General features: G+C 70.6%; 9 protein-coding genes. 4 read left to right on the plus strand and 5 right to left on the minus strand.

Going from position 1 to position 12441, the window contains the following annotated elements; genetic code table 11:
• Positions 1–39 precede the first annotated feature (39 nt).
• A complete protein-coding gene (locus ACIDOF_RS24400; RefSeq protein ID WP_409008200.1) occupies positions 40–2022 on the minus strand; it encodes a Xaa-Pro dipeptidyl-peptidase in 1983 nt (660 codons plus the stop codon).
• 246 nt (positions 2023–2268) lie between these two features.
• Here ACIDOF_RS24400 and ACIDOF_RS24405 point away from each other — a divergent pair, with 246 nt between their 5' ends.
• Both ACIDOF_RS24405 and ACIDOF_RS24410 read left to right on the plus strand, forming a co-directional pair.
• Complete coding sequence (locus ACIDOF_RS24405; RefSeq protein ID WP_409008201.1) at positions 2269–3759, plus strand: M1 family metallopeptidase; 1491 nt, start codon at positions 2269–2271, stop codon at positions 3757–3759.
• A 92-nt stretch (positions 3760–3851) separates the two neighbouring features.
• Entirely contained in the window at positions 3852–4736 is an 885-nt protein-coding gene (locus tag ACIDOF_RS24410) for an oxygenase MpaB family protein (protein WP_409008202.1), read from the plus strand.
• Between the two features lie 156 nt (positions 4737–4892).
• Here ACIDOF_RS24410 and ACIDOF_RS24415 read toward each other — a convergent pair whose 3' ends face one another.
• Positions 4893–5363 carry a hypothetical protein gene (locus ACIDOF_RS24415; protein WP_409008203.1) on the minus strand — a complete coding sequence of 157 codons (471 nt, stop codon included), beginning with the start codon at positions 5361–5363 and terminating at the stop codon, positions 4893–4895.
• Between the two features lie 213 nt (positions 5364–5576).
• Between ACIDOF_RS24415 and sph the strand changes: the two genes are divergently transcribed.
• Positions 5577–6593, plus strand: coding sequence for a sphingomyelin phosphodiesterase (gene sph / locus ACIDOF_RS24420; RefSeq protein WP_409008204.1), 1017 nt, complete (start codon positions 5577–5579; stop codon positions 6591–6593).
• A 70-nt stretch (positions 6594–6663) separates the two neighbouring features.
• Here the strand turns inward: sph and ACIDOF_RS24425 are convergent, their stop codons facing one another.
• The gene (locus tag ACIDOF_RS24425) at positions 6664–8136 is read right to left on the minus strand and encodes an amino acid permease (protein WP_409008205.1); all 1473 of its coding nucleotides are present in this window, start codon (positions 8134–8136) and stop codon (positions 6664–6666) included.
• 300 nt (positions 8137–8436) lie between these two features.
• Between ACIDOF_RS24425 and ACIDOF_RS24430 the strand changes: the two genes are divergently transcribed.
• Positions 8437–9282 carry a MerR family transcriptional regulator gene (locus tag ACIDOF_RS24430; protein WP_409008206.1) on the plus strand — a complete coding sequence of 282 codons (846 nt, stop codon included), beginning with the start codon at positions 8437–8439 and terminating at the stop codon, positions 9280–9282.
• A 9-nt stretch (positions 9283–9291) separates the two neighbouring features.
• On the opposite strand, the gene ACIDOF_RS24435 is transcribed toward ACIDOF_RS24430, so the two are convergent.
• Together ACIDOF_RS24435 and ACIDOF_RS24440 are read right to left on the minus strand one after the other, a co-directional pair.
• Positions 9292–9975 (minus strand): hypothetical protein, encoded by a 684-nt coding sequence (locus ACIDOF_RS24435; RefSeq protein WP_409008207.1) that lies wholly within the window; start codon positions 9973–9975, stop codon positions 9292–9294.
• A gap of 130 nt (positions 9976–10105) precedes the next feature.
• Positions 10106–12280 (minus strand): 3-hydroxyacyl-CoA dehydrogenase NAD-binding domain-containing protein, encoded by a 2175-nt coding sequence (locus ACIDOF_RS24440; protein WP_409008208.1) that lies wholly within the window; start codon positions 12278–12280, stop codon positions 10106–10108.
• Positions 12281–12441 lie beyond the last annotated feature (161 nt).

The raw sequence follows: 12441 nt of genomic DNA on the forward strand, positions 1-12441 counted from the left end.
CGGGCTCGGGGGCCCGGCGCACCCTCACGGTTCGGGGAATCAGTCGGTCGCCGTGGGCCCGCCCGGGACGCGGTGCGCGGCGGGCTCGCGGTTCAGCCCTTCGTAGCGGCTCTCGGACGGTGCGCCGTGGTCCGCCGCGCCGCGGGTCGCGGCTTCGAGTGCGGGCGCGCCGCCGACCAGCGGCAGCCGGGCCTCGGTGCGCGCGAGGTCGAGGGTCAGCTTCGGTCGGGCGGCGGGCGGCTCGATCAGGCCGGCGTCGGTGCCGGCGACGATCAGGGCGAGCCGGTGGCCCTTCGGTACGACGTGGTCGCTCGCGGCGATGTCGACGGTGAGGGTGTGCGGCTTGCCCGGGGTGAGCGGGCGGCCCTTGTCCGGGTCCGCGTAGGTGCCGAGGTCGGCCCAGCCGCGGGCGAAGACGGTGAAGTCGACGTCGGCGGTGGCGGCTTCGGTCTCCTTGAAGCAGGGGTTGTCGCCGGGGCGTGCGGCGCCCCAGCAGGTGCGCTGCTCAAGGGTGTTGATGCCTTCCCCGGCGGCGGTGTAGTCGCGGATCGTGTCGGGGCCGAGGTCGACGAGGACGGCCGAGAGGTGGGCGCTCGTCGCGTTCGGGGTGGCGGTGACGGTGATCTGTGAGGAGCCGGAGAGCCGCAGGTCCTCGGTGAGCGGGCCGGTGACGAAGGAGGCCTTGTCGGGGGTCGGACTGTCCGCCTGTGCCGCCCAGTCGGCCTCGCCGCGCTTCGGGTTGTCGGTGAAGCTCTCGGCGGCGCCGGCGGGCGCGGGGCGCAGGCCGAGCGTGCCGACGCCGGGCCGCTCGCCCTTGCCGGGGTGCAGGGACACGATGTCGGTGCCGCGCGGCGGCCACTGGCGGTCGGTCGTCCACTGGTCGGGGGCGCGCTCGATGTCGGCCATGGGCTCGTCGTCGATGCCGTTGTCGTAGCCGAGGAGTTCGTGGTCGAACCAGCGGTGCAGGGTGCGGACCCAGTCGGCGCGGCGGAAGTCGAAGGGGTCGACGTGGCCGGTCTGGCTGAGCCAGATCTTCCGCTCGACCCCGGCCGCGCCGAGGGCGTCCCACCACTGGCCGAAGTGCTTGGCGCGGACGTTGAGGTCCTGCATGCCGTGCACGAGGAAGACGCTGGCCTTCACCTGGTCGGCGTCCGGCACGTGGTCGCGTTCCGTCCACAGCGGGGTCCAGTCGCCGCTGCGGGGCGCGCCGTCGACGAGCCGCTGCTGCACGGCGCCGCAGCGGGTGCGGGCGTCGGGGCTCTCCACGTAGTCGGACAGCCACTCGGGGCCGGAGTCGTAGAGGGGGGCGCCCTGTTGGAAGTAGTAGTCGTACCAGGAGGAGATCGCGCCGATCGGGACGATGGTCTCCAGGCCCTCGACGCCGGTGGCGGCGACGCCGTTGGCGACGGTGCCGTCGTAGCTCTTGCCGATCATTCCGGTGCGGCCGTTGGACCAGTCGGCGGTGGCGGGTTCGGAGCCGGTGCGGCTGGTGTAGCCGCGGGCGCGGCCGTTCAGCCAGTCGACGACGGCCTTCGCGGACTGCACGTCGGAGCGGCCGCCGACGTCCACGCAGCCGTCGGACCTGCTGGTCCCGGCCAGGTCGACGGCGACGAAGGCGTAGCCGCGCGGCACGAAGAAGTTGTCGTAGTAGAGCGGGAACTGGACGACGTTCCCGTTCTCGTCGTACGTCTTCTTCTGGCTCTCGTTGCCGCGGCCGCAGCACTGGTAGTACGGGCTGGCGTCCATGATCACGGGGATCTTGCGGCCCTGCTGCGCGGGTTCTCGGGGCCGGATGACGTCGGCGGCGACCCGGTCGGTCCGCCCGTCGCCGTCCCCGTCGATCCGGGTGTCGACCCAGACGGACTCGCGTACGGCGTTCTCGTACGAGTGGACGGGCTTGCTCTCGCGGACGTCGCCGGGGTCGGCGTGGGCCGGGGAGAGCGGAGCGAGGAGGGTCGCCAGGAGGGCTCCGGCGAGCAACAGCACACGTATCAGGCGCATTTCCCGCACACGTATCGGCATGGGCGGGAACGTACCCGGGTCAACTCCCGTGCAAAAGGGGGCAGTCGTGGTCTTCGCGGGCCGGGTGTCAGGAGTGCGGGACGAAGTGGCACATGTCGGCCGGATGGCAGTCGTGTGACAAAGGAGGCCATGGACATGACCGGGACGCACGGGGCTGAATAGGCTCCGAGAGACGCGGACGGCGGCCCACCCGAGCCGGCCGGACGCGCCCCGACACCCGCCCCCCACCCACCACTTGGAGCTTCCGTGCACCGCAGACTGATCGTCCCCGGCGCGTTCGTGGCCGCCCTGCTGCTGGCGATCCCGGCATCGGCCGCCGACTACGAGCCGGGCGCCCCGGGCATCGGCGACCCCTACTACCCGGCGAGCGGCAACGGCGGTTACGACGTCTCCCACTACGACCTGCGCCTCAAGTACCAGCCGAAGACGGACCTGCTGGAGGGCACGGCGACGATCCTCGCCACCACCTCGCAGGACCTGTCGCGGTTCAACCTGGACTTCGGCCTGGACGTCAGCGAGGTCCTGGTCAACGGCAAGAAGGCCGGCGTCTCCTTCTCCGGCGACCAGGAGGTCGAGGTCACCCCGGCCGCCCCGCTGCCGAAGGGCAGTGCGATCACGGTGGTCGTGCGGTACGCGGGCAAGCCGTCCGAGCTGGCGATCAACGGCTACACGGCCTGGCACCGCACTCCCGACGGCGGCGTCGCGGCGCAGGAGCCGGACTCGGCGGTGTGGTGGTTCCCGTCCAACGACCACCCGCTGGACAAGGCCACGTACGACGTGTCGGTGCAGGTGCCCAACGGCACGCAGGCGATCAGCAACGGCGTGCTGCAGTCCACCCGGCCGGTGGGCCTCGACTGGACGCGGTACAGCTGGCGTTCGGACAAGCCGCAGGCCTCGTACCTGGCGACGCTCGCGGTCGGCAAGTTCGACATCACGACGGACAAGACCGCGAAGGGCCTGCCGGTCCTGAACGCGTACAGCAAGGACCTCGGCGCCAACGCGGGCGCGGCGCGGGCGAGCATCGAGCGCACCGGCGAGGTCGCCGAGTGGCTGGAGGGCGTCTTCGGCCCGTACCCGTTCAACGCGCTCGGCGGCTACGTCCCGAACGTGACGAGCGGCTACGCCCTGGAGACGCAGACCCGCCCGTTCTACAGCCCGCGCCAGTTCGCGTCCGGCTCCAACGTGTCCGTGGTCGTCCACGAGTTGGCGCACCAGTGGTACGGGGACAGCGTCTCCGTCGACGGCTGGAAGGACATCTGGGTCAACGAGGGCTTCGCCCGCTACAGCCAGTGGCTCTGGTCCGAGAAGGAGGGCGAGGGCACGGCGCAGGAGCTCGCGGACTACGTGTACGCCTCGCACCCGGCCGACGACGCGTTCTGGACGGTCAAGCCGGGCGACCCGGGCCCGGAGAACCAGTTCCACCTCGCGGTCTACGACCGCGGCGCGCTCGCCCTGCAGGCGCTGCGCAACGAGATCGGCGACAAGGCGTTCTTCGAGATCCTCAAGGGCTGGCCGGCGGAGCGCGCGTACGGCAACGCGAAGGTGAGCGACTTCGTGAAGTACGCGGAGGGCGTCTCCGGGAAGCCGCTCGCCGGGCTCTTCGACACGTGGCTGTACGAGGCGGCGAAGCCGTCCGCCCCGGCTGCGGCGGGCGTGGGCGTGACCCGGTCCGCCGAGGTCGACCAGCCGAAGTCGTGGAAGAAGATCGCCCGGACCAACTCCGTTCACCAGCACTAGAGTTGAGCCCCGACGGCGGGCCGGTTCCCCGGCCCGCCGCGCGGGTAGCCCCGTAGGGGGCGGGAGGAGTCGGCCGGAGGGGCGGGCGGACCATGGGGCGCTACAGCAGACTGCGGGAGATCCGCGCCATGGACCCGCGGCGGGACTACGAGCGCATCCACAAGCTGATCTCGCAGTACGAGTTCCCCTGGGACTACATGCAGGGCATCGGCCTCGCCTTCATCCGCGACTACGGCGTCCCCCGCATCTCCCGACTCCTCGACGCCACCGGCGAGTTCGAGCACGCGGGGCAGAAGCGGTACGACGACACGATCCTGTTCGCGCACGAGATGGCGCAGGACGGCTTCGACTCGGAGCGCGGCCGGGCGGCGGCGCGGCACCTCAACCGGGTGCACGACCGGTACGGCATCCGCAACGAGGACTTCCTGTACGTCCTCGCCACCACGGTGGTCGGGCCCGCCCGCTGGATCGAGCGGTTCGGCTGGCGGCGGCTGTGCGCCAACGAGGTGGAGTCGCTGGCCCTTGTCGGCCACAAGATGGCGCAGTTGATGAACATCGAGGGCGCGCCGTCGACCTACGCGGAGTTCGAGCGGCTCCTCGACGCGTACGAGCGGGAGCACTTCGCCTACGACCCCGCCAATCACCGGGTCGCCCGGGCCACGTTCCGCACGAGCGCGTCGTGGTACCCGCGGGCGTTGCGGCCGCTGGTCCTGCGGTTCACGCTCGCCCTGATCGACGAGCGGCTGCTGTCGACCCTGGGGTACGCACCCCAACCCGCGCCGGTACGCCGCCTCGCGGAGGCCGCCCTCCGCGTGCGGGCGGGGGTCGTACGGCTCCTCCCGGCCCGCCCGGACCGCTTCCCGCGCCTCCCCAAGCCCCGCACGTACCCGTTCGGCTACACGCTGGACGACTTGGGCCCGAACTGGACGGCCACACGCCCACTCCGCCCCTTGCACGACGACCCGAGGCCGGACTGATCGCACGTCCGGTTCGTCGTCGGCTTTCCCGGCGCGGGTGGGCACAGCAGGGCGTGTCCCTTCAGGGGCGCGGGGAACTGCGCGACCAGCCACGACGGCGGGACAGCCGAACGAGCACCGCCGGAGGCTTTCGGGAAGGGGCGGGGTGGGGGATTTTCAGGCTCGCGTCGAGACCGGCTCGCCCAGGACCCGCCCCGCCAACTCCGTTGCCAAGTCCGGGACTTGAGCCCGAAGGGCCGCCTCCGCCGCAGCCCGCTCCGCGGCGATCTCCGCCTGGCCGGACGCCAGCAGAACCCCCCGCTCGCGGAGCGCCTCCGCTCGGGCCGACGCGACCAGCCCCGCCCCTTCCTCCACCGCCCGCTGCCGAATCCGCGCAGCCTCGTGCCGCGCGCCCGCGAGCACCTCGTCCCGCTCGGCCCGCACCGCGCGGATCTCCTCGTACAGGCCGCCCGCGACATCGCCCATCCGGTCCTGACGTTCCGCCAGCACCCGTGCGATCCGCGGCACGAGGACCGCGCGGAAGAGCAGGAAGACCACGCCGAAGAGCACCGCCGCGACCACCAGGTCTTCGACGCGCGGGTTCAACGGGCCGATTTTCAGGTCGAGTTCCTCCGGAATCAGAAACATGTGGACGATCTACCCGAGCCCGGCACGATCCAATTCCCGTCCGCCCGTGACGGCGGACACATCACGGTGACACCGCTTCCCCACCGGACAGATTCCGTCACCCCGAGGGCTACCTGGAAGTAACTTCGCCTGGTTGGATGTGGCGCGCACGGCAGCACAACTTGTTCAGACAACTTTCCCGTTCCACCACCCCCACCGACCACGGGAGACTTCATGCCCCGCACATCGGCCCGGCGCGTCAGCGGCGCCGCCCTCGCGCTCGCCCTCGCCGGCGGCGCGCTCGCCACGGCCCAGTCCGTCGGCGCGGCGGAGAACCCGGCCCCGCTCGCGCAGCAGTCCGGGCAGCAGTCCGCGCAGAACCTCAAGGTGCTGACGTACAACGCCTTCCTGTTCAGCAAGACGCTCTACCCCAACTGGGGCCAGGACCACCGGGCTTCGGAGATCGTGAAGGCGCCGTTCTTCCAGGGCCAGGACGTGGTCGTGCTGCAGGAGGCCTTCGACAACTCCTCGTCGGACGCGCTGAAGCGGGACGCCGCGGCCGCCTACCCGCACCAGACGCCGGTCGTGGGCCGCAGCAAGGACGGCTGGGACGCCACCGGCGGCAACTACTCGACGACCACGCCCGAGGACGGCGGTGTGACGGTCCTCAGCAAGTGGCCGATCCTGCGCAAGGAGCAGTACATCTTCCCGGACGCCTGCGGCGCCGACTGGCACTCCAACAAGGGCTTCGCATACGTCGTCCTGGACGTCAACGGCCAGAAGGTGCACGTCGTCGGCACCCACGCGCAGTCGACCGACCCGGGCTGCGGTGCGGGCGAGGCGGCGCAGATGCGCAGCGCCCAGTTCAAGGACATCGACGCGTTCCTCGACGCGAAGAACATCCCGGCGAGCGAGCAGGTCCTGGTGGCGGGCGACCTGAACGTCGACTCGCACGGCACGGAGTACGCCTCGATGCTGCGCGACGCGGGCCTGGACGGGGCGGCGAGCCGGACGGGGCACGCGTACTCCTTCGACACCACGGAGAACTCGATCGCCGCGGACCGCTACCCGGACGACCCGAGCGAGGACCTCGACTACGTCCTGCACCGCACCGGCCACGCACGCCCGGCGGGCTGGAACAACCATGTGATCAAGGAGCAGAGCGCGCCCTGGACGGTGTCCAGCTGGGGCAAGGAGTACACGTACACGAACCTCTCCGACCACTACCCGGTGACCGCCTCCGGGCAGTAGGAGCGGGTACGCCGCCGGCCCCGCCCCGAGGGTTCTCGGGACGGGGCCGGCGGTCGGGGCCGGGCGGGCCTTACTCGATGCCCAGCTCCTCGTACTGCTTGTCCGTCTCGTTCTTCGCCACGCGCTTACGCACCGCGAACCAGCCGACGACCAGAGCCGCGGCGACGATCGGGATCAGGTACAGGGTGCGGCGGCCGATCTCCGGGTCCTGCCACATCAGGGCGAGCACGGCGAGCAGGAAGACGATCGTGACGATCTCGGTGACCGGGCTGCCGGGGAGCCGGAACTTCGGGCGCTCGATGAGGCCCTGCTTGGCGCGGCGCACGAACACCATGTGGCACACCATGATCGTGATCCAGGTGGTGATGATGCCGAGCGAGGCGACGTTGAGGACGATCTCGAAGGCCTTCTCCGGCATCAGGAAGTTCAGGCCGACGCCCGCCACGCACACCGCGGAGGTGAGCATGATGCCGCCGTACGGCACCTTGGAGCGGTTCATCTTCGCCGTGAACTTGGGCGCCGAGCCGGCCATGGCCATCGAGCGCAGGATGCGGCCGGTGGAGTAGAGGCCGGAGTTGAGGGACGACATGGCGGCCGTGAGGACCACGAGGTTCATGACGTCGCCGGCGGCCGGGACACCGATCTTGGAGAGGACGGTGACGAACGGGCTCTGGTCGCCCGAGTACATCGAGCCGGGCAGCAGCAGCGCGAGCAGCACGACCGAGCCGACGTAGAACAGGCCGACGCGCCACATGATCGAGTTCACCGCGCGCGGGACGACCTTCTGCGGCTCGGCGGTCTCGCCCGCGGCGACGCCGACGAGCTCCAGGGAGGCGTACGCGAAGACGACGCCCTGCATCACGATGACGACCGGCAGGACGCCCTCGGGGAACCAGCCGCCGTTCTCGGTGATGACGTGCAGGCCGGGGGTCTCGCCGCCGACGGGCTGCTGCGTGACGAGCAGGAAGATGCCGATCAGCATGAAGGCGACCAGGGCGGCCACCTTGATGATGGAGAACCAGAACTCCATCTCACCGAAGATCTTCACCGAGATCAGGTTCACGACCAGCACGATCGCGAGGGCGATCAGGGCGAGCACCCACTGCGGGATGTCGGTGAAGAAGCTCCAGTAGTGCGTGTAGAGCGCGATGGCCGTGATGTCGGCGATGCCGGTGGTCGACCAGTTCAGGAAGTACGCCCAGCCGGCGACGAACGCGCCCTTCTCACCGAGGAATTCGCGCGCGTACGACACGAAGGAGCCGGAGGAGGGCCGGTAGACGACCAGTTCGCCGAGGGCTCGGACGACGAAGAAGGCGAAGACGCCGCAGACGAGGTACGCGAGCGCGAGGCCCGGTCCCGCCGAGTTGAGGCGCCCTCCGGCACCGAGGAAGAGGCCGGTGCCGATCGCGCCACCAATGGCGATCATGTTGATGTGGCGCGCCTTGAGGTCCTTGCTGTAACCGGCGTCGCCCGCATCCGCGGGCGTGTGGGCGGCATCTGTGCGGGATGCGGCCGAGGCCGTCGTGACGGCGTCCTTGCTCACGGGTGGATCTGCTCTCTCGAGGGGATGTGCCGTGGTCCGTACCCCCACCTGACCTCACACGAGACCACCTCGACACGAACCGACGGGACACCTTCACCCAGAGCTGCCGGATTATGCGGTGGCGCAGATCACATAGCGTTCTATCTCACATGCTGGTCAGGGACTTGTGTCGGGTACACCCATGCCCTAATGCCCGGTAACAGTCGGCGGGTCGACACCGTCCGGCCACTTTCACCATGCTGGTGAGACAGCAATACTGTTCCACCGGACGGATGCACGACCCGGAGATGGAGCGCAGCCATGACGACCGAAGCGGACCCCTCCGCCGACCCCTCCGCGGGCTCCTCCGCCGACGCCTCGGCCGACACTTCGGCCGACGCCTCGGCCGGCCCGTCCGCCGGCTCCGCCGCGGGTTCCGCCTCGGGTTCCGCCTCGGGGGCGCCGACGCTCACGGTCGACGAGCTGGCCGCGCGCGCCGGGGTCACCGTGCGCACCATCCGCTTCTACAGCACCCGCGGCCTGCTGCCCCCGCCCGTCATCGGCCCGCGCCGCGTGGGGCGGTACGGGCCGGACCATCTGTCCCGGCTCGCCCTGATCGAGGAGCTGCAGCACCACGGCCTGACGCTCGCCGCGATCGAGCGGTACCTGGAGCAGCTGCCGCCCGACATGAGCGAGCACGACCTGGCGATCCACCGCGCCCTGGTCGCCAGCTGGATCCCCGACAGCGCCGCCGAGATGAGCCGCGAGCAACTGGAGCGCCGGGCGGGCCGCGCCCTCACCGAGGCCGACGTGGACCGGCTCGCCGCGATGGACGTCCTGGAGCGCACGGACGACACGGACACGTTCCGCATCGACCCCGGCCTGCTCCACCTCGGCCTGCGCCTGCTCGACGTGCCGATCGGCCTCGACTCGATCCTGGCCGCGCGCGAGGTGATGCTGCAGCACTCCCGGGAGGCCGCGAAGGAGCTGACGCGGCTGTTCCAGGACGAGGTGTGGGGCCCGTACAGCGAACGGGAGCGGGACCCGGAGGCGGTGGCCGCGATGAAGTCCCTCTCGGCCCATATGCAGCCGATGGTGGTCCAGGCCCTGGTCACGGCGTTCCAGCGGACCCTGAAGGAGGAGCTGCGGGCCCGCTACGCGGGCTAGCTCCGCGGGTCAGCCGGGGAGCTTGACGTGGGCGGCGGAGGCGGCGGGGGCCTGGTTCTGGTCGGCCTGCCGCAGCCGCTCGGCGAGCATCTTCGTCAGCTCGTAGAGCGCGGTCGGTTCGTTGCCGACGATGTCGGCCTTGGTGTTGGTCACGACCACGCCCACGTACTTGCCCTGGCGCAGCACCATCGCCCGGTCGCCCTGCTGCTTGGCCGGCGCCGCGCTCACGGCGCTGACCTGTTCCCCGAACCTGCCGTCGGCGACGGGCAGATAGCCCGTGGCAAGAGAGCGGACGAACGTCTTCCAGTCGTCGAAGGCGACCTGGGAGCTGACCGGGCTCGGGTACTCCCACACCGAGAACTTGGCCCAGTCCGCGTCCTTGGCGACCGGGTCCGAGCCGTACACGGTGGTCGCGCCGGAGAGGACGTCGGCGCAGCGCTTCTCGCTCTTCGGGCACTTCATGGTGCCCTTGACGCCCTGGACCTCGCCGTAGTGGTTGGCGTCCCGGGCCAGCTTCAGCGGCGCGGGCATGTCGGTCGCGAGCGGCAGCGTCGCCACGGCCGGTACGTCATGCCGTTCGGCGGCCGGGGTGCTGTCCCCGCCCTTGTCCGGCTTCGGGGAGTCCTGTGCCGTTCCGCCCTTGCCCGACTGGCATCCCGCGAGCACCAGCACGAGTCCCAGGACCGGGACCACTCCCGCTCGTCCAGCACCGCTCAGCCGCATTCCGGCCCCTCCCCCGTAGCAATCCGTACGGCACCGTTCTACCAGGCACGCGGCCGCGCCCGGGGCCTGGGGCTCCGGGCGCGGCCGTCGTACAGGAAGGTCAGGCGTCGGTGAACTTCTCGCCGCGCTCCGCCTTCTCGACGAGCAGCGCCGGCGGCTCGAAGCGGTCGCCGTACGTCGCGGACAGTTCGCGGGCGCGGGCGACGAAGCCGGGCAGGCCGCCCTCGTAGCCGTTGATGTACTGCAGGACGCCGCCCGTCCAGCCGGGGAAGCCGATGCCGAAGATCGAGCCGATGTTGGCGTCGGCTACCGAGGTCAGCACGCCCTCCTCGATGAGGCGCACCGTGTCCAGCGCCTCGGAGAACAGCATCCGCTCCTGCATGTCCCGGAACGGGATCTCGTACCCGGGCTTGGTGAAGTGCTCGCGCAGCCCCGGCCAGAGCTTCGCGCGCTTGCCGTTCTCGTCGTACTCGTAGAACCCGGCGCCGCCGCTGCGGCCGGGGCGCTCGAACTCGTCGACCATGCGGTCGATGACGGCCTCCGCCGGGTGGACCGCCCAGGTGCCGCCCTCGTCCTCGATGGCCTTGCGGGTCTCGTTGCGGATCTTGCGGGGCAGGGTGAGGGTCAGCTCGTCCATCAGGGAGAGGACCTTCGCCGGGTAGCCCGCCTGGGCCGCGGCCTGCTCGACCGACGCGGGCTCGATGCCCTCGCCGACCATCGCGACGCCCTCGTTGATGAAGTGGCCGATGACGCGGGAGGTGAAGAAGCCGCGCGAGTCGTTCACCACGATCGGGGTCTTCTTGATCTGCCGCACCAGGTCGAAGGCGCGGGCCAGCGCCTCGTCACCGGTCCGCTCGCCCTTGATGATCTCGACGAGCGGCATCTTGTCGACCGGCGAGAAGAAGTGCAGGCCGATGAAGTCGCTCTGCCGCTCGACACCCTCGGCGAGCAGGGTGATCGGCAGCGTGGAGGTGTTGGAGCAGAGCAGCGCGTCCGGCTCGACGATGTTCTGGATCTCCTGGAACACCTTGTGCTTGAGCGCCGGGTCCTCGAAGACCGCCTCGATCACCGCGTCGCAGCCCGCGAGGTCCTGCGGGTCGGCGGTCGGGGTGATCCGGGCGAGCAGGGCGTCCGCCTTCTCCTGCGTCGTACGGCCGCGGCTCACGGCCTTCTCGCAGAGGCCCACGGAGTAGTTCTTGCCCTTGTCGGCGGACTCCTGCGAGACGTCCTTGAGGACGACGTCGATCCCGGCGAGGGCGCACGAGTAGGCGATACCGGCGCCCATCATGCCCGCGCCGAGCACGGCGACCTTGCGGACCGGCTTCGGCTCGATGCCCTTGGGGCGGTTGGCGCCGGAGTTGACGGCCTGGAGGTCGAAGAAGAACGCCTGGATCATGTTCTTCGAGACCTGGCCGGCGGCGAGCTCGGTGAAGTAGCGCGCCTCGATGGTCTGCGCGGTGTCGAAGTCGACCTGCGAGCCCTCGACGGCCGCCGCGAGGATGTTGCGCTGCGCCGGGTAGTTGGCGCCGCCCGTCTGCTTCTTCAGGTTGGCCGGGAACGCGGGCAGGTTCGCCGCGAACTTCGGGTTGGCCGGGGTGCCGCCGGGGATCTTGTAGCCGGGCTTGTCCCAGGGCTGCGCGGACTCCGGGTTGGCGTCGATGAACGCGCGCGCCTTGGCGATCAACTCGTCCTGGTCAGCGGCGAGTTCATGGATCAGGCCGTTGTCGAGGGCACGCTTCGGGTTGTACTGGTTGCCCTGCAGCAGCACCTTCAGGAGCGCGTCGGCGATGCCGAGGAGCCGTACGGTACGGACGACGCCGCCGCCTCCGGGGAGCAGGCCGAGCGTGGCCTCGGGCAGGCCGATCTTCGTGCCGGACGCGTCGAGCGCGACGCGGTGGTGGCAGGCGAGGGCGATCTCGTAACCGCCGCCCAGGGCCGCGCCGTTGATGGCCGCGACGACGGGCTTGCCGAGGGTCTCGATGCGGCGCAGGTCCCGCTTGATGCCCTGGCCGGCCTCGAAGGCGAGGTGCGCGGTCTCGGGGGTGACCTGGATCAGGTCGCGCAGGTCGCCGCCGGCGAAGAAGGTCTTCTTGGCCGAGGTGACGATGATGCCTCGGATGTCGTCCTTCTCCGCCTCCAGGCGGTCGGCGGTCGCCGCGAGGGAGTCCTTGAACGCCTGGTTCATGGTGTTCGCGGACTGGTTGGGGTCGTCGAGCACGAGCGTGACGATGCCGGTGTCGTCCTGCTCCCAGCGGATGGCGTTGTTCTCGGTCATGGTGCGGTCTCCGTTAGGTCTGTGCGGCTACTGGGGAGGGTGGCTGGGGTCTCATGGCCGACTGCGGGTCTCGTCGTGGTCGCTCGCGCAGTTCCCCGCGCCCCTGAAAGCAGGGGCTGCGCCCCGCTTTCCCGAGGAGATGCCGCACGCAGTGCGCATCT

It is taken from the genome of Streptomyces sp. Da 82-17, from assembly GCF_046098215.1.
Classification (GTDB): Bacteria; Actinomycetota; Actinomycetes; order Streptomycetales; family Streptomycetaceae; genus Streptomyces.